Raw genomic sequence first — 24,900 nt, forward strand, 5'->3', positions numbered from 1 at the left:
CCCGCCGCTCAGGTCCGCTCGACGGCCATCACGCCGGGGATCCGCTGCAGCCGCCGGATCACGCTCTTCAGCTGCGCGAGGTCGGAGCACAGGAACGTGAACGTGTTCATCGCCCGACCGTCGTCGCCCGCGCGACAGGTCGCCTCGCTGATGTTGATGCCCTGCTCGTGGAACGTGTGGCCGACCGTCGCGAGGATGCCCGGCCGGTTCGCCGTCATCACCTTGATCTGCACGGGGCGGTTGATCTTCGCGCGCGAGTCCCAGGAGATCTCCACGCGGCGCTCCGGGTCCGTGTCGAACGCCTTGGCGCAGTTGCGGCGGTGGACGGTGATGCCGCGGCCGCGCGTGATGAAGCCGACGATCTCGTCGCCTGGGAGCGGGTTACAGCACTTCGTGTAGCGGACGAGGACGTCGTCGATGCCGTTCAGCCGGATGCCGTGGCTGTCGCGCCCGGTGACCTTGCGGACGAGCGACTCGATGCGCCCCTCCTTGATCGACTCGGGCGGCGGGGTCGGCGTGCCCTTCTCGTTCTCCTTGGGCGTGGGCGCGAGAAACTCGCACACCGCGCGGACGCTCACCTTGCCATACCCGACCGAGATGAAGAGCTCGTCGGCCGAGGTGACCCCGAAGCGCTCCATGACCTTGCGCAGCTCGCCCTCGTGCTTCGTGAGGCGACTCAGGCTCATGCTGCGCTGGTGCATCTCCTTCTCGAGGAGCTCACGACCGAGCTTGAGCGACTTCTCCCTTTGCTCCGTGCGCAGGAAGTTGCGGATCTTCGAGCGCGCGCGGCTGGTCGAGACGTAATCGAGCCAGTCCTTCGAAGGGTGCTGGCTCGGGTTGGTCATCACCTCGACCACGTCGCCGTTCCGGAGCTTCGATCGGAGCGGGACGATGGCGCCGTTGACCCGTGCCCCCGAGCAGTGCTCGCCGACCTGCGTGTGGATCGCGTACGCGAAGTCGATGGGCGTCGAGCCGCGGGGGAAGACGCGCACGTCGCCCTTCGGCGTGAAGACGTACACTTCGTCCTGGAACAGGTCGACCTTGACGCTCTCCAGGAACTCGGCCGGATCCTTGAGCTCCTTCTGGAACTCCATCAGCTGGCGGAGCCAGCCGAACCGCGCGGCGTCCTTCGGGTCGATGCCGCCGGAGTTGTTCTCCTTGTACTTCCAGTGCGCCGCGATGCCCTGCTCCGCGACGCGGTGCATCTCGTGGGTGCGGATCTGGATCTCGATCCGCTCGCGCCCGGGTCCGATGACCGTCGTGTGCAGCGACTGGTACATGTTCGGCTTGGGCAGCGCGACGTAGTCCTTGAAGCGGCCGGGGACCGGGGTCCACTGCGAGTGGATCACGCCGAGCGTCGCGTAGCAGTCCGCCACCGACTCGACGAGGACCCGGAACGCGATGACGTCATAGACCTGATCGAAATCGCACTGCTGCGCCTGCATCTTGCGCCAGATCGAGTAGAGGTGCTTCGCTCGGCCGGTGACGTCGACCGCGAAGCCCTGCTCCGCGAGCTTGCCCGCGAGCACCTTCGAGACCTCGTGGATGTACTTGTCCCGCTCCTTCGCGGTCGTCTTGACCTTCTGCGAGAGGTCCGACCAGGCTTCCGGCTCGATGTACCTGAACGACAGGTCCTCGAGCTCGCTCTTGAAGCGCGCGATGCCGAGGCGGTTGGCGAGCGGCGCGTAGATCTCCATCGTCTCCCGGGCGATCCGGTCCTGCGCCTCGGGCTTCATGAACTCGAGCGTCCGCATGTTGTCGAGGCGGTCGCACAGCTTCACGAGGAGCACGCGGATGTCCCGCGCCATCGCCACCAGCATCTTGCGGAAGTTCTCGGCTTGCCGATCTTCCTTGGAAGCGAAGTTGATCTTCGAGAGCTTCGTCACGCCGTCGACGAGGAACGCCACCTCCTGGCCGAAGCTGTTCTCGATGTCGGTGGTCGTTGCGAGCGTGTCCTCGACGACATCGTGCAAGAGCCCGGCGCAGACGCTCGCCGTGTCCAGCTTGAGCTCGGTGATGATCGCGGCGACGCTCGCCGGGTGGGAAAAGTAAGGGTCGCCGCTCTTGCGGGTCTGCCCCTTGTGAGCATCAGAGCTGTAGGCGTAGGCCCGGGCGATGAGATCGACGTCTGCAGCGGGCTGATAGGTCCGGACGCGATCGACAAGCTCCGTCAACGTCAGCATGAAGAGTTCGGTGGGCGCAATGCGCCCCCTCCCTTTCGCACGCTAACACCGCGATCTAGACCCCGCAATTGTGTCACCATGCGCGACGCGCGCGCGCAGAGTAAGGTGCCCAGGCGCGTTGCCCGGCGCAGGGCACGCGCGCTCCGCCGCGCGTCCTCGTCGCCATCCACGCCATCCACGTCGTCCTCATCTCGGTTCATCTCGGAGTTTCCGCTTCGCCCGCTTGCGTCGGGTCGAATGTTGTCGCGGATTCATGAAAACCATGGAGCCGATCACCGTCTACGTCCACTTCCCCTGGTGCCTCAAGAAGTGTCCCTACTGCGACTTCGTGTCTTTCGCGAAGGCGCGGGAGGCGATCGACCACCGCGGCTATGCCGACGCCGTGCTGGCCGAGCTCCGGAAGCGGGAGGATGTGCTGGGCGAGCGCGAGCTCCGGAGCATCTTCTTCGGCGGCGGGACGCCGTCCCTGTGGGAGCCGGACGAGATGGGCAGGGTGCTGTCGGCCATCACCGCGGCCGCCGGCCGGCTCTCGCCGGACCTCGAGGTGACCGTGGAGTGCAACCCCACCTCGCTCGATGAGCAGCGGGCCCGAGCGTTCCGAGCGATCGGAGTGAACCGGCTCAGCATCGGAGTTCAGGGCCTCGACGTCGAGCGCCTCCGGTTCCTCGGGCGCCTGCACGACCCAGACGGCGGGCTCGGCGCGCTCTCGGCGGCGCTCCGGTCCGGGATGCCGCGCGTGAGCGGCGATCTCATCTACGGTGTCGCGGTCGGAACGGTCGAGGCGGCGCGGGAGCAACGCCCCGAGCACGCGGCCGCCGAGGCGCGCGCGGTGGCCTCGACGGGGGTGACCCATATCTCGGCGTACAGCCTGACGGTCGAGCCCGGCACCTCGTTCGGAGAGCTCGCGCGGCGCGGTCGCCTGCCGCTCGCCGGAGACGATGGCGTTGCGGACACGTTCTTCGCCATCGACGAGGCCCTCGAGGCCGAGGGGCTCGCCCATTACGAGGTATCGAACTACGCGAGGCCGGGCGACGAGGCGCGCCACAACCTGGGTTACTGGCAAGGCATCGACTACGTCGGTCTCGGGTGCGCCGCCTACGGGACGGTGTCTCGCCCGGATCCGCGCTGGGGCCTGCGCTCGGCCGGCGCGGAGGGGCATGGAGAAGCGTTCGCGGTCCGGTACCGGAACATCGTGAGTCCAGAACGGTACATGGCTGCGATGGCCGAGGGCGGCGAGGCGATCGCCGTGGAGAGCGAGGAGCGGCTCGACCCGGAGACGCGGCTGTCCGAGCGGATCATGCTCGGGCTGCGGCTGCGCGAGGGGCTCGATCTCGAGGCCGCCGCGGCGGCGCTCGGGGTGCCGGCGTGGCCGCCCTCGCGGAGGCAGGCCGCCGAGCGGCTCGAGCGCGCCGGCCGCCTGGAGGTGGCCGGCGGGCGGGTCCGCGTCCCGCGAGCAGCCTGGGTCTTCGCCGACGGCATCGCGGCCGACCTGTTCTGAAGCAGCGCCGCGAGGGCGTCACGTGGGCTCGCGGTGGACGCCGGGCCGGGACCACGCTCCGATGAGCGTCCCATGAGCCGTTTGCCTACCGTCGAGGACATCCGCGGCGCCGCCGTGCGCATCGCGCCCCACGCCCACGTGACGCCCGTGATGACCAGCCGCACGATCGACGGCATCGCGGGGGCGCGCGTCTTCTTCAAGTGCGAGAACCTGCAGCGGGTCGGGGCGTTCAAATTCCGCGGCGCGTGCAACGCGGTCCTGTCCCTCTCGGACGAGGAGGCGCGGCGCGGCGTCGCGACCCACTCCTCGGGCAACCACGCCGCCGCGCTCGCGCTCGCGGCCCGAATCCGCGGCGTCGCCGCGTACATCGTCATGCCCGAGAACGCGCCCGCTGTGAAACGCGCCGCCGTGGAAGGCTACGGCGCCCGGGTCGTGAGCTGCGCCCCCACGCTCCGGTCGCGCGAGGAGACGATCGCCCGCGTGATCTCCGAGACGGGCGCGATCTTCGTCCATCCTTACAACGACCCGCGCATCATCGCCGGCCAGGGCACGGCCGCGCTGGAGCTCGCGGCCCAGGTGGACGATCTCGACGCCGTGGTCGCGCCCGTGGGCGGCGGCGGGCTGCTCTCCGGGACCGCCATCGCCACCGGCTCGCTGTCGCGCGCGCGCACGATCGGCGCCGAGCCCGAGGCCGCGGACGACGCGGCGCGATCGATGCGCGAGGGGAGGATCATCCCCTCGAACGACCCGGTCACGATCGCCGACGGCCTCCGCACTTCGCTCGGCGAGCTCACCTTCGCGGTCCTGCGCGAGCGCGGGGTCGAGATCGTCACCGTGAGCGAAGAGGACATCGTCAAGGCGATGCGCGTCGTCTGGGAGCGAATGAAGCTCGTCATCGAGCCGAGCGCGGCCGTCCCGGTGGCGGCGGTCCTGCGGCGCTTGGTCCACGGGGCGCGGATCGGCGTCATCGTGAGCGGAGGCAACGTCGATTTGACCCGGCTCCCGTTCACCTGAGCGCGATCGCGGGAGCCACGCCGGCTCCCAGCTTCGCCGCGCCCGCGCGGGGGAGCTCGACCTTCACCTGAGCGCGCTCAGGCGTTCGAGCCTACGCGCGAGGGCGCGCTGGCGCTCCCCGCGCCCACGCTCACGTGCCGCGCCGCTCTCGCGCGAAGCGCAAGGCGGCGCGTACAGCGCTCGGCCCTGGGCCGGGCGGCGCCGCTGCGACCGACCGCCCTTGCGCGTCGAGGATGCGCGAGCCGCCCTGGCCGTCGATCGCAGGGCGGGAGGGCCCCCAGTTGGCGTTCACGATCGAGATGCGATGGCGCCGGGCGAGCACGGGCAGGAGATCGGCGCGCATGTCCCCTTCCCCGGGCGAGTCGACCCACGCCGTAGGAAAGAGCAGCAGATCGGCCTCATCGAGCGCGTCGCCCGCGTCTTCGGAGACGAAGTGAACATCGAAGCAGATCGCGACGGTGAGCTTGACGCCGCGCAGCTCGAGGACCGGCGTCCCGAGATCCCCCGGCGCCGCCCAGCGCTCCGGGAACCACGGATGACGCTTGCGGTAATGGCCCACGCGCCGTCCGTCGGCGTCGAAGACGAGCAAGCTGTTGTAAAAGCGGCCCCCGCTCGCCTCGACGAGGGGGCCGGCCAGCGCGATCCGGTGCCTTCGCGCGAGCTCGGCGAGCCGCTCCGCCGACTCCCCGTCGATCGGCTCCGCGAAGCGGCGCAGATCGCTGTCGCCCCGCGGCGAGACATAACCCGTGAGGATGAGCTCGGACAGCAGCACCAGGTCTGCCCCCGCCAGCGCTGGCGAGCCGAGGAGACCGTCGATCTCGGCAAGCGCGCCCCCTCGGTCGCCGAAGCGCTGCGGCAGCTCGAGCGCGACCACGTCGAGGGAGCGATCGCTCAAGGACACCACCGGACGCCCCCGCACCGCGAGCATGCTCCCGCGCCGCCCGCCGGCGATCCGGTCGCATCGCCCCGGACAGCGCACGGCGAAGCCACGGGGCGCCTTCGGCTCAGCGGTGGTTCCGCGCGACCTGGAGCTGGTGGAGGCTCACCGCCAGATCGACCTGGCGGCGAAGATCCGAGGCGATCCAGGGCTTCGTGATGATCCGGAAGGCCGCGCTCTCCCGGGAGATCTTCTGGATCTGCTCGACGTCGGTCGGGGCGCAGACCAGCACCGGGACGTAGCTCAGCCCCTGCCGGCGCAGCTCGCGCAGCAGCGCGAGCCCGCTGAAATGAGGCATCCGGTAGTCGGCGACGACCACGGCGGGCGGCTCCTTCACCGCGGCCGCCAGCGCGCGGCGAGGGTCCCCGAAGGTGCGGACCTGGTAGCCGGAGCGGAGCGCCCGATCCATGAGGTCCAGGTTGAGCTCCTCATCGTCGACGGCGTAGAGGAGGGCTCCTTGGCCCCGACCACTCGAAGGTGGCGGCATGCTGCCGGAGTGCGGGGCATTGCCCATCAAGCGCGAGGGTATCAGACCTCGTTCTCCTGCACCACGCGCTCAAGCCGAGGCGATCTGGTTGCCTGCATCACGCCCAGCGAAGGACAGCCAGGCACGCGACACAGCGGGAAGGCCGGCAGAGGTGGGCGCCGCTTCGCCCCGGCGCCCTGTCTCGCGTCGCTTCAGCGGGCCTCGCGATGCGCCGCGAGCGATCAACCTGGACCGGCAGCGGCGTTCACGATCCACTCCGGCGGCGTTCGGCGGTAAGAGATCAGGGGATGCCCGCTCGCGATGGATTGCTCGAGGTCGGCGCGCTCGTGGACGGCCGGTATCAGGTGCTCGGCCACCTCGGGAGCGGCGGCCATAGCGTCGTCTACGATGCGCGCCAGATCGTGACCACCCAGCGCGTGGCGCTCAAGCTGCTTCGGCCCGAGGTGCTGCGGCGCTCGCGCGAGTCGAGCTCCCAGGAAGCGCGCTTCGAGCGGGAGATGCAGGTCATCGCCCAGCTGAGCCACCCGAACATCGTTCGCCTGCTCGACGCCGGGCGCCTGCCCGAAGGCGAGCTCTACCTGGCGCTCGAGTACGTCGACGGCGAGACGCTGACCGCGCGCTGCCAGCGCACGAGGGGGGTCGAGCCGAACGAGGCGAAGCGGCTGATGCTGCAGGTGCTCGACGCCATCGGCTTCGCCCACGAGCGCGGCGTCGTGCACCGCGACCTCAAGCCCCACAACATCATGGTCGCCGGATCGGGCAAGCGGACGCACGCCAAGGTGCTCGATTTCGGCATCGCCGCGCTCATCGGCGAGGCCCGCTCCGCCGACTACCGCGCCCTCACCCCCACCGGGGAGTTCAACGGGACCCCGGCCTACATGGCCCCGGAGCAGCTCGTGCAGTCCACCCCGACCACAGCGGCGGACATCTATGCATGGGGGCTCACCTTTCTCGAGTGCCTGATCGGCGCGCCCGTGATGCACGAGGCGACGATCGCCGAGGTCATCTTCCGCCAGCTGAGCCCCGAGCCGGTGCCGATCCCCCGCGCCCTCCGCGGCCACCCCCTCGGCGTGCTGCTCGAGCAAGCGACCGCCAAGTCGCCGGCGCACCGCTTCCGGTCCGCCCGCGACGCCTACGAGCTGCTGGAGGAGTGCGACGTGTCGGGGATCCCGTGGCCGCTGCCGCCCGATCCTGGACATGGACACGCCGCCTCGCTGAAGGAGCGCGGCGGCGCCCTGGAGCAGCGGGCGATCGCGACGCGACCGGCGCGGCAGGTCGAGGCCGAGCAGGAGACCCAGCTCGTGCCCTCCGAGCAACCCGAGCCGCCGCCGGGCACGGTGCGCAAATCCCCCGAGCAGCAGCGGCAGGACGAGCGGCTCGGCGCCGCGCCGACGCTCGCGATCCCAGGCCGCAATGTCGCGCCCGCCGCGGCGCCGGCGAGGCCGATCCGCAACGCGTCGATCCACCTCGGCGCCTCGGGGAGCCCGCAGACGGCGCCGGCGACGAACTTCACGTCCCGCCCCAGCGTCGCGCCCGGGACGCGGCCGATGTCCACCACCGGCCGCGGCGAGCGCCGCCAGCTCACCGTGCTGGTCTGCGGGCTCGCCGGCGCCGAGCGCATCGCGGACACGGTCGACAGCGAGGCGTTCCACGAGCTCGTCCAGATGTATCAGGCGGTGTGCGCCCAGGTGATCGGGGCGCAAGAGGGGGTCTTCCTCCGCTCCCCAGGCGAGGAGACGATCGCGTATTTCGGCCACCCCGTCGCGAGGGAGGACGACGCCCTCCGCGCCGTGCAGGCGGCGCTCGATCTGGTCGAGCACATGTCCCGCCTGAACGCGCGCGAGCTCGTGTCCATGCCGCTGTCCGTGCAGGTCGGCGTGCACACCGGGATGGTCGTCGTGGCGGACAGCGACGCCGCGCCATCGCTCGCAGGCCCGACCTTGAACGCAGCGACGCAGCTGAAGGCCCACGCGGAGCCGGGCACGGTGCTCGTGAGCCGCGCGACGCTGAAGCTCGTCGAGGGCTATTACCACGTGGACGCGCTCGGCGAGATCAGCCCGAAGGAGGCGCGCCAGCCAATCGAGGTCTTCGCGGTGCACGGGCGCACGACCGCGCGGGACCGGCTGGACGCGAGGATGCAGCACGGGCTCACGCCGCTCGTCGGGAGAGACAGCGAGCTCGACGAGATCGCGGCCCGGTGGACGCGGGCCGCGGGGGGCGCGGGCCAGGTCGTGCTGATGACGGGCGAGGCGGGGATCGGCAAGTCGCGGAGCGTGCGCGCCTTCCGCGATCGGCTGGCCGGGACGCCCCACCTGTGGCTCGAGGCGCGCTGCTCGCCGCAGCTCCAGAACAGCGCCTTCTATCCGGTGATCGAGCTGCTCAACGCGCTGCTCGCGGGCGATCGCGAGCGCGCGAGCACGCTGAGCGGCGCCGCGCCGCCGACGGAGCGCGGCGCAGGGCTCGAGCCGCGCGAAGACCGGCTCGCGCGGCTGGAGACGCTGCTCGCCGAGGCGGAGGCGGGGCCGCTCGCCGTGCCGCTGCTCGCCGCGCTGCTGTCGATCCCGACCGAGGGACGTCACCCCGTGCCGGCCCTCACCCCGCAGCGCCAGCGACAGGAGACCATCTCCTCGCTCCTGCAGCTCTTCCTCGGGCTCGCCGATCGGCAGCCGCTCGTGCTCACGGCCGAGGACCTGCACTGGGCCGACCCGTCGACCCTGGAGCTGCTCGGCCGGCTCATCGACGAGGGGCGGCCGTCTCCGCTGCTGCTGCTCCTGACCGCGCGCCCGACGTTCGCGCCGCCGTGGCCGGTGCGTTCGCACTTCACCCAGATCTACCTCGCCCCGCTCAGCGCCGAGCGAATGCGGGCGCTCGTCCAGCAGCTGGCCGGCAAATACGCGACGAGCGGCGCGCCGGGCATGAAGGCGTCGCTGCCAGACGAGATGATCCGGACGCTCGCGGAGCGCAGCGATGGCGTCCCGCTGTTCGCCGAGGAGCTCACGCGCATGGTGGTCGAGTCAGCCGCCGCGCAAGCCGCCGCAGAGGAGTCGACCGGCGCGCCGAGCGCCGCGCGCCAGGGGGTGGGCGCGCCCGAGATCCCGACCACCCTCCAGCACTCGCTGATGTCGCGCCTCGATCGCCTGGGCCCTGCCAAGGAGGTCGCGCAGCTCGCCGCGGTGTTCGGCCGATCGTTCGGCTACGAGGCGCTCGAGCTGTGCGCGGCGGGCAGCGCGGGCGCGGAGCCGCTGCTCATGGCGTCGAGCCCCGAGCTGCTGCGCGAGGCGCTCGCGCAGCTCGTCGACGCAGAGCTGCTCTTCCAGCGGGGGCGCCCCCCGCGCTCGACGTACACGTTCAAGCACGCGCTGGTGCAGGACGCCGCCTACCAGTCGCTGCTCCGCAGCACCCGGCAGGTGTACCACGCGCGCATCGCCGCCGTCCTCGCCGAGCGCTCCACGGATACGCCGCCCGAGCTGCTCGCGCGGCATTACACCGAGGCCGCGCTGCTCGGCCCCGCGATCGCGGCGTGGCAGCGCGCGGGTGAGGCCTCGCTGTTCTCGTCCGCGCACGCCGAGGCGATCAGCCAGCTCAGCCGCGGGCTAGAGCTCCTCAAGCAGCTCCCGGAGACCAAGGAGCGGACGCGCGACGAGATCACGCTGCAGACCACGCTCGGCGTCCCGCTGATGATCACGCGCGGCTACGCCGCCCCGGAGGTCGAGGCGACGTACGCGCGCGCGCACGCGCTCTGCCACGAGGCGGGCTCCTCGCCGCAGCTCTTCCCCGCGCTGTGGGGGCTCTGGATCTTCTTCCACGTCCGCGGCGACTACGCGCTGGCGGAGCAGCACGGCGAGCAGCTGCTCGCGCTCGCCGAGAGCACGGGCGACGCCGGCATCACGCTGGGCGCCCACCAGGCGCTCGGCGCGACGCGCTTCCTCCGAGGGCACCTCCGCGAGGCCCGCGAGCACTTCAACAAGGTGCTCGCGCTCTACGATCCCGCGCGTCACCTCCCGCTCGCCTTCCTCTTCGGCCAGGACGCCGCGGCGTTCTCCCTGTCTCACCTCGCCTGGATCGCGTTCCATCTCGGCGAGCCGGAGCGCGCCAGGGCCTCGGTCGACGAGGCGATCGCGCTGTGCGAGGAGCTGAACCAGCCCGTGAGCCGCGGCTTCGTCGAGCACTTCGCGGCCGTGCTGTGCTGCCTGCTCGGCGATCTCGCGGGCGCGGAGGCGCACGCGCACGCGCTCAGCAAGCTCTCCGAGGAGGTGGGCATGCCCCACTGGGCGGCGCTCAGCCAGATCGACCTCGGCTGGGCGACGGCGGCGCGCGCGGCCGAGGGGCCGGCCGGCGAGGCGGCGCGCGCGCGGTATGCCGAGGGCGCCGCGCGCATCCGCGGAGGCCTGGCGATGCTGACGGGCGTCGGCAGCCGCGTGTCGCTCACCTACTGGCGGTCAGCGCTCATCGAGGCGGAGCTCGGCGCGGGCAACGTCGACGAGGCGAGCGCGCTGCTCGCCGACACGCTGGCCTTCGTCGAGAAGAGCGACGAACGCTACTTCGAGCCAGAGCTCTACCGTCTCGAGGGCGAGATCGCCCTCGCGCGCGGCGCGCCGACGGCCGCGGAGGCGCGGGATCGGGCCGAGGCGGCCTTCCGGCGCGGGCGCGAGATCGCGGAGGGCCAGGGCGCGCTCGGCCTTCTGGCGCAGCTCTCAGAGCGCCGCGCGGCCCGCCCCTGAGCGGAGGGCGGCGCGCTGGAAGAGAAGGAGCAGCGCGCCTCGGCGGCGCGCGAGGCGCGTCCCGCCGCGAGGCGACCGCGGGAGACGCCGCAGGAGCTCCGGAGCGCGGCGCTAGAGCTCGCCGTGCATCGGCACCCGCCAGGCGACGATCTCGGCGTGCTGCTCGCGGCTGAAGGGCCGCTCGAGGAGCCGCGTGCAGGACTGCCGTGAGCGGAACAGCTCGAGGATGTAGCCCATGCGCTCGGGCAGCGACGCCCAGTCCTCTGCGCCGCAGCCGTGCGTCGTCTGATCGTGCGCGTTGTACTCGCTCAGGAGGTCGAAGAGCTCACGATCCTCGATGGTCGCGAGCTCCGCGCAGTGGAGCGGCAAGCCGGGCGGCGCGGGCAGGTCGTGACCGAGATCGAGGAGCTCGTCCGGCAGGCGCATGGTCATCATTTCCTTCGTGGCCAGCAGACGCCAGATCTCCTGCACCTTCTCGGCCTGCTCGCGGATCACGGACCTGAGCGCGTCGGGCAGGTGCCGTCCGGGAACGCCGATCGAGTCGCGCAGGCAGCGGACGGGCGCGTTGAGCGCCCTGGCGATGTACGGCTGGAGCCGCACCTGCTCGTGCAGCCCGACGAGCGCGTTGGCGAGGAGGACCAGCTCCGCTTTCCTGTCCTTCTCCTCCGTGAGCATCGCCTCGTGGTAGCGCGCCATGGCGCTGCGGAGCAGCCCCTGTCCGCCCTCACGAGACTGCCCTGTCTGCAGCCCGTCGAGCAGCGCGGCCAGCTGCGCGTCGCCGGGCCGCGGGCACTCTCGATAGAGGTGGATCATGCGGACGAACAGAGGTCCGAGCTCCTCGAAGACCTTGAGATTGCCGAGGGCGATGTCCGAGCTCAGCTCGCGCAAGATCCGCTCTGGGATCTCCATCAGATCGAGTCCATGACCCCACCAGGGCGTGAGCAGGTTGACGCCGCTGGCGAGCGGCGAGCGCTCGGGCTCGCCCTTGCCGCGCCCCGTCACGATGCCGGCGCGCTGCGAGATCACCTCCCGCTCGTCCTCGTCCGAGAGGATCAGCTGCCGGAGCACCGCCGGCACCTCCTCGTTGCGGATGAACCGCCCCGCGGTCTTCGAGGCCCACGTGGCGAAGGTGCACCAGTGGGCGTTGCGTCCGCCGAGCAGCTTCACGAGCTCCGCGGAGATCTCGTAGTAGCACTGGGTGATGAGCAGGTTGCGCAGCACCGGCTGCCTCTCCAGCGCGATGACCGCAGGCACGTGGTCGAGAAGCGAAGGCAGCTCGGACACCTCCGAGAACCGCACGCCGGAGTGCGTCCTCGCGGTGGTCCGCGTCGCGCGCTCCACGACGCCGCTTCGCGTCACCCGCAGCGCCTGCGCCTCCGCGGACGACGAGAGAGAGGGCCGATAGACACCGTCCTGGAAATGGCCGGAGTGCTCGCTCGCCGGTGCCGCAGCCATCAGCGGCTTCACAGGGGTCGTCATTCTCCCGTGCTACCTCCAATCGTTACCAGCTGTCCATACCTGTCCATAAGTTCATGGTAAAAAAGCCGGCTGGCGCGCGGGGCGCTGAACATGTGACGCCGATTACACGCCGACCTGTTCAGGGGCGTTCGGGCACGTTTGGGCACGCTCGGCCGCGTTCGTCCGATTGAACAAGCGCCAGCGGCCTCACCGCTGCTGCGGTGGAGCGAGCGGCGGGAGCGTCGAGGGTGCCGCGGTCGCCACGGCGCTTCCGCCGCTTCCGCCGCGCGGCCAGGTCGTGACGCTCACCCGACGCTCTCGGCCGAAGGTCCGCGCGACCACGGCGCGCACATCGGCCGGCTCGACCTCCTCGAGCGCACGGAGCAGCCTCGGCAGGCTGCCCGGGTCGAGCGCAGCGCGCAGCCGCAGATCGGTGATCGGCCGAGGAGACGCGGGCGGCGGCGCGACCGTCGCGCGCCGGGTGAGCTCTCTCTCGAGATCCAGCTTGAGCAAGGCCTTCGCGAGGGCCAGCTCCTTCCAGGTAGGCCCGGACGTCGCGAGCGACGCGAGCTCGGCGTCGAGGCGCTGCTCCAGCTCGGCGGCGCTGCGCGACGGCGCGGGCGTGAGCTCCACCGCCGCGACGCTCGCCTGCGCGCCGAGCGACAGGCGCCCCGTCACCTCCGACGCGAGCTGCCCCTCGGCCACGAGGGCCTTCGCGAGCCGCGCGACGCGCGGGCTGACGAGGATCTCCATCGCCACCCGGAGCGGCGCCTCGTCCGTGCCTCCCTCCGGCGGCGCGATCCAGCCATAGAGCAGCCGCGGCGCCGGCACCGCGTCCTCGATGACGATCCGCTCCTCGCGCGGATGCGGCCCGATGGGCCGCTCCGGCTCCTCGACGGCGCGCTGGAGCGAGCGCGCGAGCGCCTGCTCGACCGCCGCGCGGGAGACGTCGCCCGAGAGCGCGATCGTCGCCTGGGCCGCGGCGCGCTCGCGCCGGAGCGACTCGGTGAGCAGGAGATCGCTCGCCGCGCCTGCGTCGCCGCGCGCCCCTATCAAGGTGCCCTCCAGCGGGTGGCCGGCGGGGAACAGCGCGTCCCCGAGCGCCAGCCACGAGGGGCCGTACGGCGCCCGCTCGAGCGCGCGCCGCGAGGCCGCGCTGGCCTGCCGCCTGAGCTCGGCCACGCGCGCGCCGCTCGCCTCGCCGAGCAGCATCCTGAGCCGCGCGGCGACCAGGTCGATGCCGACGTCGAGATCCCGCGGAGGCACGGTGATCGCGACGCGCGCCTCGCTGGCGAGCGCGGGCCCCGCCGCGCCGGCGTCGCCCGCGGACCGCGCCGGCACGGCGACGGCCGCGCTGATCGAGACGAGCGGCGCCGCGGGATCTTCCCGGAAGTCGACCGCGATGCCGTTCGGGAGGCGGAAGCGCTGCACCTGCTCCTGGCCGAGGCCCGCGAGGAGCCCGATCTGCTTCTCGATCGCCGCCTCGCGCCCCTTGAGGGCGCGGCGCGCGCTCGGGCCTCCGACGTCGTCGAAAGGCGACACCGGGACGAGGCGCCCGCTCCGGACGCCGAGCGGGTCCTCCTCGAAGGCAGGGCGAAAGCCGACGCCGCCGCCGATCATCACGATCGGGAGCCTCGCATCGAGCGCCTCCGGGTTGCCGAGGAGCGGCATGGGCGCCGGCGCCTGGCCGGGCGGGGTGAAGAGGGGGAGCCGGTTCCGACCGAGCGACACGGGGCGGGGCGGCAGCGACGCGCCGTCCAGCGCGAGCTCGCCGATCGCAGCGCGCTGCGGCAGCCCAGCGCTCGCGCCGTCGCCCTCGTCCTCGTCGAGCTCCTCGTGGTCGAGGTAGGCGGGGAAGAGGGCCATGGCGCGCGCGACGCGATCGGCGGGCAGCGAGATCAGATGGTCGACACGGCCGGGCGGGACACGGTCGCGCAGGAGCTCGGGGTTGTGCTCGCGCAGCACGGCCGTCGAGATGCCCGCGGCGCGCGCGATCGTGCGGAGCCGCGTCCCCGGCGGCACCGCGACCTCGCCGAGATCGAGCGGCGGGAGAGGCGCGACGTCGGGCAGGTCCAGCCCGAAGCGCCCGCGGTTCGCCGCGACGATCGCGAAGGCGATGATCTGCGGCACGTAGTCCGCGGTCTCCTTGGGGATGGCGCCCGCCTGCGAGAGCTCAGCGAGCCCGACGGGCCCGCGGGCCTCGGGATCGCGCGCCGTCGCGACCTTCGACAGCGCGCGGAGGACGCCCTCGTGGCCGAGGTTGTACGCCGCCAGCGCGAGGTCCCAGCGGCCGAATCGCTCGTACAGGTCGCGCAGGTGCGCGGTCGCGGCGCCCGTGGCCCGCGTGATGCCCATGCGGGCGTCGATCCACTCGGACTGCTCCAGGCCGTAGGCCTCGCCCGTCCTCGGCATGAACTGCCAGAGCCCCGCCGCGCCGGCCGGCGAGACCGCCCGCGGGTCGAAGCCGCTCTCGATCGCCGCGACCCAGAGCAGATCCTCCGGGAGGCCCGCCTCGCGGAGCGAGCGCTCGATGATCTCGCGGTACGCGCCGGCGCGCCGGAAGCGCCGCTGGAAGAGGGCGCGCCCCTCGTCGGACTGGGCGAAGAAGCGGACGAACCGCATCGTGCGGCGCGTGAGGGGCACGTCGAGGTCCGGCATCGCCAGCGTGGCCAGCACCGCCCCGTCGGGGTCCTCGAGATCGTCGTCCGCCGCGGGCTGGAACTCGTGCACGAGGAGCGCCGTGAGGGCGGGCGGCGCGTCGCCAGCGGGCGGAGGGCACGCGTCGGCCGTCGCCGCGAGGGCGGGCGCGCGATCGAGCAGGCCGGGATCACGGAAGGCGCGGTACGCCGCCGAGAAGGACGCGCGCACCGATGGCGCCTGGCCGACGGCCGCGCCCGAGATGCAGAGCAGCGCGCCGAGCCCGGTCCACAGAGCGGCTCGCCGTGCCCAGCTCATCGACGTGGATCTTGCTCCGAAACCGCCCGCCAGCGCTACGGCAAAGCGCGGAGACAACGGCGGCGCCGTGGGTTGCTCGACATCGCCGCGCTTCCCGGTGCGTCCCGGTGCGCCCGCGGCTTCCCGCGATGTTCCGGCCCGAATTCCTCGGCGTTCTGCACCGGCGCCGCGCCCCGCGCCTGCCCGGGGCCGACGGCCCTCGCTGCGACCAGCACTAGCCGCCCGCGTCCGGGCGAGCTAGCAAGCACCGGCGATGCGCTCGTCTCCAGCCGGACCCCCTTCAGAGAAGAGCTCTCGGCTGGGCGAGGTGCTCGACTTCATGAAGCTCCTGTGGGCCGTCGATCACGGCCTGCAGTCGACGTCGAAGCGCATGGAGGCGAAGATGGGCGTGACGGGCCCGCAGCGGCTCGTCATCCGAATCGTCGGGCGCTACCCGGGGATCTCCGCCGGTCAGCTCGCCGAGATCATGCAGCTGCACCCGAGCACCCTCACGGGGGTGCTGAAGCGGCTGCAAGAGCGCGGGATCATCGAGCGCCGGGTCGACCCGAAGGACGGGCGCCGCGCGCTCCTGGGCCTCACCGCGCGCGGACGCGAGCTCGACAGCCTCCGCACCGGCACGGTGGAGGCGGCCGTGCGACAGGCGCTGAAGTCGGTGCCGCGACGCAAGCTCGACGCCGCGCAGGACGTGCTCGCTGCCGTCGCCGAGGCGCTGCAACCGCAGCAGGGCGACGAGTAGCGCCGCGCGGTCGGATCCGCGCGCGCGGCGCGCGATCCAGTCAGGGCAGCGCCGATCGGAGAATGCCTGCAGGCGCGCACGGCGCTGGAGCCGCGACGCGCTGAGCGAACGGCGCTTCGCGGCCTGAAGCTCGGCGCACGCTGCGTGATCTGCGTGAAGCGCAGGGCTGGGCCGCGACCCGCAGCCCCTCGGGACATCGAACAGAGAAACGGCGGTCGTCCCGCACGGCGATCTGCGCCTCGCCGTCTCCGAGACGGAGGACGTCGCCGCGCCGGACCCGTGAATCGAGGCATTCGGTGCGATCTCCGCGCGGCGCGCGCCGCGCCGAGCGCCTCCATCACCACGACGGGGGAACAATGAGGCACTGGGTTCTTGGCTCGATCAGCGCGGCGATCATCGCGGCGTCATGGGGCTGCGGCTCCGGAGAACGAGGCAGGCAAGCAGAGACGGGAGGCGGCGGGCACGCGGCGGGAGGCGGAGGGACCGGGAGCCATGCCGCAGCCTGCACGATCGCGGCCGAGGGCCTGAAGGTGAGCAGCGGCCGCGGGATCACGCCCTCGATCGCGTGGACCGGGGCGGGCTTCGCCATCGCGTGGCACGAGCGCGCGGCCGACGAGGGCGACATCCTCCTCGCCACGGTCGACGCGGAGGGCAACAAGCTGCGGGAAGAGGTGATCGACGACGGGCCGGGCGTCTCCAGCCACCCGAGCGTTCACCGCGACGGGCAGGGCCTGCTCGTCCTCTGGCAGGATCAGGACGGCGCGGGCAGCGTCGTGCGCGGCCGCCGCGCGACGCTGGAAGGCGTCGCCGAAGGCGCGGCCTTCGATCTGGCCAGGAGCGGAGCGGCCGAGTCCTGGCCCACCGCGGCGGCGAGCCAGGACGGGACGCTCATCGCGTGGATGGATGCGGGCGGGTCGCAGCTCGGCCACCTCGACAGCGGCGCGCTGAGCAGCTCGATGCCGCTGGATCAGGCGCAATTTCCGGCCGTCGCTTCGGACGGCGAGAGGACCGCGCTGGTCTGGAGCCAGGGCGACGCGCTCGGATTCGCCAGGCCGGGCCAGGAGAGCGCTCCGCTCGATCCGATCGCGCACCAGGGCGTCACCGCGAAGGTGCCGCGCGTCGTGCTCGGCGAAGACGACGCCTTCCTCGTCTGGGAGGACACCCGCAGCGGCGCGGAGCAGATCCGCGCGCTCCGGATCTCCGCGCAGGACGAGGTGTCGCCCGAGGCCATCGTCTCGCGCGGCGAAGACAGCGCCAACTGGCCGGCGCTCGCGTGGACAGGGCACGGCCTTGCCGTCGCGTACTACCAGTTCCGCGACGGTCCCCCGGGGGTCTTCGTCACGCTGCTGAGCCGGGACCTCGAGCCCATGGGCGACGAGATCGAGGCGAGCGGCGGCGCGACCGCCCGGTACCCGGCGCTGGCCTGGACAGGCCAGGAGCTCGGTATCGCCTACACGGAGCAAGACCAGGGCATCCGGCTCTCGCGCGTCAGTTGCCCCTAGCTCCGCCCGCCCACGCGGCGCGATCCTCCGCGACCGTTCACCGCATCCCGCCCGCACGGGCGGCGCGCGGGGACGCGGCCAGGCCGCCCGCGACGGCGCGAGGTCGTCGCTCGCAGCAGCGCAGCCCGATCGCCCGCGGCGATGCGCCCGCGTCGCCTGACGCGGCCCCGGATCGAACCCTGCAACCGCCCTCGGCGTGGCCGTCCTCCCCTGCGCCTTTGCGATCCTAATCTGCACAGCCGTGCTCGGCGCCTACGCCGTGCGCGTCGCGCGCCGCGGCCGACCCGCGATGCCGCGGCTCGGCGCCTCTCCTGGGAGCGCGCTGCTCCCCAGGCCGGTGGTCGAGGCCTTCTACTGGTCGTTCCACGCCCCGGCACGCGCGCTCGTGCGCATCGGCGTCTCGCCGGACGCGCTCACCTACCTCTCGCTCGGCCTGTCGCTCGCCTGCGCGCCGCTGCTCGCGGCCGGCCGCTTCCGGTCCGGCGCCGCGCTGCTCATCGCCGGCGCCGTCCTCGACGCGCTCGACGGCATGGTGGCGCGCGAAGGCGGCAGGGCGTCGCGCGCCGGCGCGGTGCTCGACTCGTGCCTCGACCGCCTGTCCGACGCGGCGCCGCTCATCGGCCTCGCCGTCTTCTACCGAGAGCACCCCGCGGCGCTCGCGATCCCGCTCGTCGCGATGGTCGCCTCGTCGCTCGTCAGCTACGCGCGCGCCAAGGCCGACGCCTACCGGATCTCGCTGCCCGACGGGCTGATGCGCCGGCACGAGCGGCTCACGTACCTCGTCGCGGCGCTCGTCTTCGGTCCGGCCGTGCCGACCACGCGGCTGACCGGCGCCCTCCCCTTCCCGATCACGCTCGCCTGCCTCGCCCTCGTGGCAGGCGTCGGCCTCGCCGCGGGCCTGCGGCTCGTGCAGCGCACGCGCGCCGCCCTCGCGGCCGCCGACGCGGCGGCGCTGCCCGAGCCGAGGACGACCGCGCGCTCCGGTGGAGAGCACCCGCGCCTGCTCCGCGGCGGAAAGGCCACGAGCGCGCCGCTGTGATGCCGGCCAGGCCGGCGCGGCTCAGGCGGGCGGCGCCTTGCCGCCGCTCGCCGAGGCGTCGGGCTCCCAGAGGAGCTCCGGCGTGCCGAGGAGCGCGGCCGCCCAGCGGCTCCAGACGAAGAGCGCGTCGCTCAGGCGGTTCAGGTAGCGGACCGCGTGCGGATCGGCGTGGCCGGCCTGGGCGAGTCGCACGCAGCAGCGCTCCGCCCGGCGGCACACCGTCCGCGCCACGTGGAGGTCCGTGTTGAGCCGCGAGCCGCCGGGGAGGACGAACGAGCGCAGCGGCGGCAGCTCGACCTGGCAGCGGTCCATCTCGGCCTCGAGGAGATCGATCTCGGCCTGCGTCACGCGCGGCTGCTTCGGGTGGACGTCCTCCGGGAGCGTCGCGAGGATCGACCCGAGGTTGAAGAGCTCGTGCTGGACGCGGAGCAGCGTGCGCCCGAGCTCCACGAGGCGCTGGGCGCCCTCGCTCGGCGCCCCCGGGAGCAGCTCGATCAACGTCTGCCGGGCGGCGCCTACGAGCGCGTTGAGCTCGTCGACGGTGCCGTAGGTCTCGATCCGCGCGTCGTCCTTCGGGACGAGCTGCCCGCCGACGAGCCGGGTCAGCCCGCCGTCCCCCTGCCGCGTGTAGACGCGGTTGATCGTGATCTTCGGCGCCTTGAAGACGCGCGCGCCGCCGCTCTCCCCGGCGTCCGGCGTCTGGGCACCCGTCCCGCGCGTATCGTCGTCGCTCACGGGGAGCTCACGTAAGGCCTCAGCGCACGAGGGTCAAGAAACGCCGCCGGAGGCGATGTTGACGATCCTCCGGGGGAAGTGGAACAGTCCTGTCCCTATGCGCTCAGCAGGGCCGCCGCTCCGTCATCCCGTCTCCATCGCACTCGTCCTCGCCGCGATCCCCGTCGCGGCCGGCTGCGCCGCCGAGCCGGCCGCGCGACCGGCGCCGAAGCCCGCCGTCACGGCGGAGATGGCGCGCATCGCGGAGAGCCAGCGCCGCGTCGACGAGGCGAGCCGCGCGCTGTCCGACAAGCGGTACGCCGACGCCCGCGGGCTGCTCGACAAGGCGAGCGGGCTCGGCGTCGACTCGCACCGGTACCAGATCGGCGAGCTGCGCGAGAAGGTCGACAGGCGCGAGGCGAAGGTCTGGGCCAACGACGCCGCCGAGCTGCTCGACCAGAAGGAGTGCGAGGCCGCGTTCCACGAGCTGTCGGCGCGGATCGACGAGCTGAAGAGCGAGGCGTTCACCCACGAGGTCCGGCGGCTCGTGGCGTCGCAGGCCGCGGCGTGCGCGAGCAGGAAGGTCGACGACGCGACCATCGCCGGCAAGCTCGCGGAGGCGCGCGCGTTCCTCGCGGCCCCGCCGACGAGGGCGGTCCTCGGCGACGCCGCCACGGACCGGCTCACCGCGGAGCTCGACGCCACCATCGCCGAGGTCCTCTATGGGCAGGTCGAGGCGGACGTCTCGGCCGGACGCTGGGCGAGCGTGGTCGAGAAGATCGACGCCGCCGTGAAGCGTGGAGACACCTCCGAGGAGCAAGGGCGCGCGATCCTCGGGCGGGTCCGCGCGGCCGCGGCGCCACGGCTGGCCGAGCTCGCCGGCAGGGCGCTCGGCACCCAGGACGCGGCAGCCACGCTCGAACAGCTCGACGCCACCATCGCGCTCCTGCGCTGGGAGGCGCCCGCGCCCGACGCGGCCGAGCTGCCAGGGAGCGGCGCGCTGCCCGAGCTGCTCGCGCGGAAGCGCGCCGCCCTCGCGGCGTGGGTCGAGGCGCGGAAGGTCCGGATGAAGCCCATGAAGAAGCCGGAAAAGCGCTGGTCTCACGGCACCGTCGCGGTCTCGCCCGCGTCGGACAGCGACGGCGAGCCGACGCGCAGCCTCCTGCCCTCGACGCCCGTGTGGGTCATCGGCCAGACCAAGGATCGCGCGCTGGTGACCGAGGTCGACCCCGGCACGGCCGTGGTCACGGCGGCGTTCGACGTCGCGATCGGGTGGGTGCCGCTGCCGCGCCTCGCCCAGGAGCCGACCGTCGACTGGCTGCCGCCGAACGACCAGCTGAAGGGCGAGCGCGTGTGGGGCCCGCTCCGCGAGAAGCAGCCGACGCTCGAGCTCGGTGTGGTGAGCGACGTCCAGGGAGCCGACATCACCGTCCGGCGGCTCGCCGACGACGCCGAGATCAAGCTGCCGCGCAAGCAGCTCCGCAGCGGGCGCCTCGCCCCCGGCACCAAGGTGCTCGCGCTCTGCAAGTCGGAGAACGAGCCGGCGACGATCATCGACGTGCCGCCCGCAGGTCGCGTCGCGCGCATCGAGTGCGAGGGGGGCATGCAGAAGGAGGAGCCCCTCGCCTCGCTCCGATCGCGGCCCGATCTCTTGCCCCGCAGCCGCTAGCTCCGCCCTGGCGGAGCCCAGCCCTCCGGCCGCCGCCGAGCGGCTGGCTGCGCCGCGCCGGCAGGCCGAGCCGACGCGCCTCGCCCCTGCCGACAGGCGCGGCGCTCGCTCTGCCCGCGTGGCCACAATTCTCGACCGCCGGCCGTCCGTCGTTGACTCGTAGCGCCGGGCACCTAAGTCTCTCCATCCCTGAGGAGCCACGATGCCTACGACCTATAGCGACCTCATCTCCGACGTCCGCAAGTCCATCCGCGAGCTCTCGCTGACTGAGCTCAAGCGCCGCCTCGACGACAAGGTCCCGATGGTGCTCCTGGATGTGCGTGAGAAGGAGGAGTACCGCGCCGGCTTCATCCCGGGCGCGATCTCGATCCCGCGAGGCTTTCTGGAGATCCAAGTCGAGCAGAAGCTGCCGGACAAGTCGGCCCACATCGTGGCCTATTGCGCCGGCGGCACGCGCTCGGCGCTCGCCGCGAAGACGCTCCAGGAGCTCGGCTACACCAACGTGGAGAGCGCCAACCCGGGCTTCTCCCGCTGGAAGGACATGGCCTACCCGGTCGAGATGCCGCCCAACCTCACGGACGCGCAGCGGGATCGGTACTCCCGGCACCTGCTCCTGCCCGAGGTCGGCGAGGCGGGGCAGGCCAAGCTGCTCGCCTCCAAGGTGCTCCTGCTGGGCGCCGGCGGCCTCGGTAGCCCGGCGGCCCTCTACCTGGCCGCCGCCGGCGTGGGGACGCTCGGCCTCGTCGACGCCGACGTCGTCGACCACTCGAACCTCCAGCGGCAGATCCTCCACGCGACCTCGCGCGTGGGCCAGCCCAAGGTCGACAGCGCCGAGACCGCGATCCGCGACCTGAACCCCGACGTGAAGGTCGTGAAGTTCCAGGAGCGCGTCGACAGCGGCAACGTCGACCGCATCTTCGAGCAGTTCGACATCATCGTCGACGGGTGCGACAATTTCCCGACGCGCTACCTCGTGAACGACGCCTCGGTCTTCAAGAAGAAGCCGGTCGTGCACGGCTCGATCTTCCGCTTCGAGGGCCAGGTGACGACGTTCATGCCGGGCGTCGGCCCCTGCTACCGGTGCCTCTACCCCGAGCCGCCGCCCGCCCACCTCGCGCCGAGCTGCCAGGAAGCGGGCGTGCTCGGGATCCTGCCGGGGATCATCGGCATCATCCAGGCGACCGAGGCGGTCAAGCTGATCCTCGGCAAGGGGGCGCCCCTCATCGGCCGGCTCCTCACCTACGACTCGCTGCGGATGAAGTTCGGCGAGCTCAAGCTGCGCCGCGACAAGAACTGCCCCGTCTGCGGCGAGTCGCCGACCATCACGAGCTACATCGACTACGAAGGCTTCTGCGCGCTCGGCTGAGCGGACGCGCCACGCGCGGCGCGCTCGACGACGAGCGCCCGCGCGGCGGGGCGTGCACGACGACGACCAGGACCGCGTCCACGACGACGAGCGCCCGCGCCGCGCGGCCGGGCGCTCCGCTGTGTCACGAGGGGTACTGGAGCACCGTGGCCTTCTCGGGCCGCTCGATCGCCTCCACGCGGCTCGTCACGATCTGCCGCTCCATTCCGTCGTGATCCATCTGGGTGAAATAGATGGGGCTGCCGACGCGCGCGTTCTGCGGCTCCGGGATCACGACGCCGTTCGGGTTGATCCGAACCGCGCCCTGGAGCTTCAGGTGCAGCGCGAGGTGGGCTGGCCTGAACTTGCGCGCGGCCCGATCGCGGACCGCGACGCAGATGTCGTCGCGGACGTGATACTCCGTGTTGCGGGTGATGAAGACCCGGTGCTTGCGGCGGTCCGTGCCGGTGTAGTCCATACTCGCTCCTTCGCGCCCTTCGGCGCGGCACGCATCGTGGCAAGGCGCGCCGCGCGTGGCCAAATTCGTCGCGGCCGCGCGGCCCCCGGCGTCCCGCACGAAATCAGGTGCCGCAGCAACTTTGTGCGAATCTCCGCGCGCTTTTGGGACGCAGCGCGCAGCGGTGCCACGATCGCGATCGCCATGTCGCGCAGCGAGCGTCTACCCGGTCCCGGTCTGGCGAAGGTCCAGCGTCCACCGCTCCTCCAGCGGAGGCACATCGAGCTCGTGACCTGCTCGGCGGGGCGCCTCCACGCGCTGTTCGACAGCGCCGACGTGCTGAGCGAGGGCAGCACCCGCGACGAGGGCGGCGCGCTCGTCTACTACGGGTCGACCAGCCTGCACGTCGCGCTGCCGCCGGACGCGCCGCTGGCGGCGCGGCTCGATCGGGCGCTCGCGCTCGACCCTCACCTCAGGCTGCGGGCGCTCCGCGTGGCGCACCGAGAAGCCGCCGCGCGCGCGGGGGGCCCGCTCGGGCCGATGCAGGCCGAGATCCGCTGCGGCTTCGCGCCGCACGCCGCGGCGGTCTCGTTCGCGCTGACCGTGGACGTCACGGCGCGCGTGCTGATAACGACGGACAGGACGGCGCGCGCGTGACGGCGATGCAAGGACCTTCCCGACGAGACCGCGACCGCGGGCCGTGCCCCCTTGACGCGCGTGTCCACGTGGAGAACGGGAGCACTCCGGCGCGAGGCGGGGTACGCTCCCCACGACGCGCTCTGCCTCCGCCGATCCTCGGCGCGGAGCCGGTGACGCTGCGATGAGCAAGAAGGACCGTTCCGCCTCCGGAAATTCCGACAAGGTGATCCACGTCGTGTTCGGCCCTGGTGGCGGGCGGGTGTCGCAGCCCCCGCCTGCGCCGCGGGCGGACGCGACAGAGGCGCCGCTCCCTGCGCCGGGCGCCCGCGAGCCGGTCACCGACATGTTCACCGGCACCGAGGTCGCGCGGCTGCTCGGCATCTCGCCCGGGCGACTGCGCTCGCTCGATCGCGCCGGCATCGCGGCGCCGAGCGGCCGGCGGCGGGGGCGGCGCGCGTACACCTTCTCGGACCTGATCGCGCTGCGCGCCGCGCGCGACCTGATCGCCCGCAAGGTGCGCCTGCGCGACGTCGCGCGGGCGATCGACAACATCCGAACCGCGCTCCCCAAGGTGACGCGCCCCCTCGCCGAGCTCCGCGTCGCCTTCGACGGCAAGGCGGTCGTGGTCCGGGGCGCGTCGGGCGCGTTCGAGCCGCTCACGGGGCAGATGGTGCTCGACTTCGAGGTGAAGGAGCTGCGCGACGACGTCGTGCGGGTGCTCCGCCCGAAGGTGGGTCGGGAGCGCGCGCGCACGGCCTACGAGCTCTACATGCAGGCCAGCCAGCTCGATGAGGATCCGGCGACGATGGACGAGGCCGAGGCGCTCTACCGTCGCGCGCTCGAGATCGACCCGTGGCTGGCCATCGCCTACACGAACCTCGGCAACATCTGCTTCCGGCGCAACGCCGAGGAGCAGGCGGAGGCGCTCTACATGAAGGCGCTCGATCTCGACGCGGCCCAGCCGGAGGCGCAGTACAACCTCGGCTACGTGATGCTCGAGCGCGGCCAGGCGGCCGATGCCATCCGCTATTTCCAGGGCGCTATCGGGAGCGATCCGCGCTTCGCGGACGCCTATTACAACCTCGCGATGGCCTACGAGCAGATCGGCGATCCGACGAAGGCGCGCCCGTGCTGGCGCAGGTACCTCGAGATCGAGCCGACCGGCACGTGGGCCGAGATCGCGCGCAGGCACCTCTGAGGCGGGCGCCGCGGGCGTCGCCGACGCGCCCGCGACGTGGCAGGTCTTGGCGGTCGGAACCAGCGAGTGAGCGCGAGAGGTTGCTAGAGCGCGCTCCAATTCAGGAGAGGTGAACGAGATGAGCGACGTGGGATCGGCCCGGCGGGCCAAGGACGAGCTCAAGGCCAAGATCAGCGGCGAGCCGTGGTGTGTCGGCATCGGGGTCGAGCGGGAGGACGGGGTGGGCTTCATCGTCCGCGTCAGCATCCGGTCCGGAGGAGCCGACGCGGCGCGCGCGGTCATCCCGGAGCGCATCGGCGGCGTGCTGATCAAGGTGATCGAGAACGACCCCTGAGCACGGCCGATCCG

The 24,900-nt window shown here is 72.6% G+C and carries 18 protein-coding genes; 11 read left to right on the top strand and 7 right to left on the bottom strand.

Going from position 1 to position 24,900, the window contains the following annotated elements; all coding sequences use genetic code 11:
- Window positions 1-8: 8 nt before the first annotated feature.
- Entirely contained in the window at window positions 9-2,183 is a 2,175-nt protein-coding gene (locus WME82_RS21255; RefSeq protein ID WP_437538533.1) for a RelA/SpoT family protein, read from the bottom strand.
- 253 nt (window positions 2,184-2,436) lie between these two features.
- Between WME82_RS21255 and hemW the strand changes: the two genes are divergently transcribed.
- Both hemW and WME82_RS21265 read left to right on the top strand, forming a co-directional pair.
- Window positions 2,437-3,681: a radical SAM family heme chaperone HemW gene (hemW, locus tag WME82_RS21260; RefSeq protein WP_438044282.1), complete on the top strand. Its 1,245-nt coding sequence runs from the start codon at window positions 2,437-2,439 to the stop codon at window positions 3,679-3,681.
- Between the two features lie 72 nt (window positions 3,682-3,753).
- Window positions 3,754-4,695, top strand: a complete 942-nt coding sequence (locus WME82_RS21265; RefSeq protein ID WP_437747306.1) for a pyridoxal-phosphate dependent enzyme — start codon at window positions 3,754-3,756, stop codon at window positions 4,693-4,695.
- Window positions 4,696-4,825: 130 nt separating this feature from the next.
- On the opposite strand, the gene WME82_RS21270 is transcribed toward WME82_RS21265, so the two are convergent.
- Complete coding sequence (locus WME82_RS21270; RefSeq protein ID WP_438044914.1) at window positions 4,826-5,596, bottom strand: carbon-nitrogen hydrolase family protein; 771 nt, start codon at window positions 5,594-5,596, stop codon at window positions 4,826-4,828.
- Between the two features lie 103 nt (window positions 5,597-5,699).
- Window positions 5,700-6,146 carry a response regulator gene (locus tag WME82_RS21275; RefSeq protein WP_012236479.1) on the bottom strand — a complete coding sequence of 149 codons (447 nt, stop codon included), beginning with the start codon at window positions 6,144-6,146 and terminating at the stop codon, window positions 5,700-5,702.
- Between the two features lie 260 nt (window positions 6,147-6,406).
- Here WME82_RS21275 and WME82_RS21280 point away from each other — a divergent pair, with 260 nt between their 5' ends.
- The gene (locus WME82_RS21280) at window positions 6,407-10,840 is read left to right on the top strand and encodes a protein kinase domain-containing protein (protein WP_438044283.1); all 4,434 of its coding nucleotides are present in this window, start codon (window positions 6,407-6,409) and stop codon (window positions 10,838-10,840) included.
- Between the two features lie 111 nt (window positions 10,841-10,951).
- Here WME82_RS21280 and WME82_RS21285 read toward each other — a convergent pair whose 3' ends face one another.
- Both WME82_RS21285 and WME82_RS21290 read right to left on the bottom strand, forming a co-directional pair.
- Window positions 10,952-12,319, bottom strand: a complete 1,368-nt coding sequence (locus tag WME82_RS21285; RefSeq protein ID WP_438044284.1) for a hypothetical protein — start codon at window positions 12,317-12,319, stop codon at window positions 10,952-10,954.
- Between the two features lie 186 nt (window positions 12,320-12,505).
- A complete protein-coding gene (locus tag WME82_RS21290) occupies window positions 12,506-15,253 on the bottom strand; it encodes a transglycosylase SLT domain-containing protein (RefSeq protein WP_438044285.1) in 2,748 nt (915 codons plus the stop codon).
- Window positions 15,254-15,506: 253 nt separating this feature from the next.
- Here WME82_RS21290 and WME82_RS21295 point away from each other — a divergent pair, with 253 nt between their 5' ends.
- The 3 genes from WME82_RS21295 to WME82_RS21305 all read left to right on the top strand — a co-directional run bounded on the left by WME82_RS21295 (window position 15,507) and on the right by WME82_RS21305 (window position 18,530).
- A complete protein-coding gene (locus WME82_RS21295) occupies window positions 15,507-15,989 on the top strand; it encodes a MarR family winged helix-turn-helix transcriptional regulator (RefSeq protein WP_437554343.1) in 483 nt (160 codons plus the stop codon).
- Between the two features lie 356 nt (window positions 15,990-16,345).
- Entirely contained in the window at window positions 16,346-17,491 is a 1,146-nt protein-coding gene (locus WME82_RS21300) for a hypothetical protein (protein WP_438044286.1), read from the top strand.
- Window positions 17,492-17,732: 241 nt separating this feature from the next.
- Window positions 17,733-18,530, top strand: a complete 798-nt coding sequence (locus WME82_RS21305; protein ID WP_438044287.1) for a CDP-alcohol phosphatidyltransferase family protein — start codon at window positions 17,733-17,735, stop codon at window positions 18,528-18,530.
- Between the two features lie 21 nt (window positions 18,531-18,551).
- On the opposite strand, the gene WME82_RS21310 is transcribed toward WME82_RS21305, so the two are convergent.
- Window positions 18,552-19,265 carry a cob(I)yrinic acid a,c-diamide adenosyltransferase gene (locus WME82_RS21310; RefSeq protein ID WP_437747312.1) on the bottom strand — a complete coding sequence of 238 codons (714 nt, stop codon included), beginning with the start codon at window positions 19,263-19,265 and terminating at the stop codon, window positions 18,552-18,554.
- Between the two features lie 97 nt (window positions 19,266-19,362).
- On the opposite strand from WME82_RS21310, the gene WME82_RS21315 reads away from it, so the two are divergent.
- Both WME82_RS21315 and moeB read left to right on the top strand, forming a co-directional pair.
- Window positions 19,363-20,913, top strand: a complete 1,551-nt coding sequence (locus WME82_RS21315) for a hypothetical protein (protein WP_438044288.1) — start codon at window positions 19,363-19,365, stop codon at window positions 20,911-20,913.
- A 202-nt stretch (window positions 20,914-21,115) separates the two neighbouring features.
- Entirely contained in the window at window positions 21,116-22,279 is a 1,164-nt protein-coding gene (gene moeB, locus WME82_RS21320; RefSeq protein ID WP_437747314.1) for a molybdopterin-synthase adenylyltransferase MoeB, read from the top strand.
- A 124-nt stretch (window positions 22,280-22,403) separates the two neighbouring features.
- On the opposite strand, the gene WME82_RS21325 is transcribed toward moeB, so the two are convergent.
- Window positions 22,404-22,736 carry a hypothetical protein gene (locus WME82_RS21325; protein WP_437747315.1) on the bottom strand — a complete coding sequence of 111 codons (333 nt, stop codon included), beginning with the start codon at window positions 22,734-22,736 and terminating at the stop codon, window positions 22,404-22,406.
- A 183-nt stretch (window positions 22,737-22,919) separates the two neighbouring features.
- Here WME82_RS21325 and WME82_RS21330 point away from each other — a divergent pair, with 183 nt between their 5' ends.
- The 3 genes from WME82_RS21330 to WME82_RS21340 all read left to right on the top strand — a co-directional run bounded on the left by WME82_RS21330 (window position 22,920) and on the right by WME82_RS21340 (window position 24,886).
- Entirely contained in the window at window positions 22,920-23,372 is a 453-nt protein-coding gene (locus tag WME82_RS21330; RefSeq protein WP_437747316.1) for a hypothetical protein, read from the top strand.
- Window positions 23,373-23,535: 163 nt separating this feature from the next.
- On the top strand, window positions 23,536-24,552 hold the full coding sequence (locus WME82_RS21335) for a tetratricopeptide repeat protein (RefSeq protein ID WP_437873213.1): 1,017 nt from the start codon (window positions 23,536-23,538) through the stop codon (window positions 24,550-24,552).
- A 118-nt stretch (window positions 24,553-24,670) separates the two neighbouring features.
- Complete coding sequence (locus WME82_RS21340; protein WP_272099673.1) at window positions 24,671-24,886, top strand: hypothetical protein; 216 nt, start codon at window positions 24,671-24,673, stop codon at window positions 24,884-24,886.
- Window positions 24,887-24,900: the final 14 nt, after the last annotated feature.

Source organism: Sorangium sp. So ce128, assembly GCF_051525245.1.
Lineage (GTDB): Bacteria > Myxococcota_A > Polyangia > Polyangiales > Polyangiaceae > Sorangium > Sorangium cellulosum_B.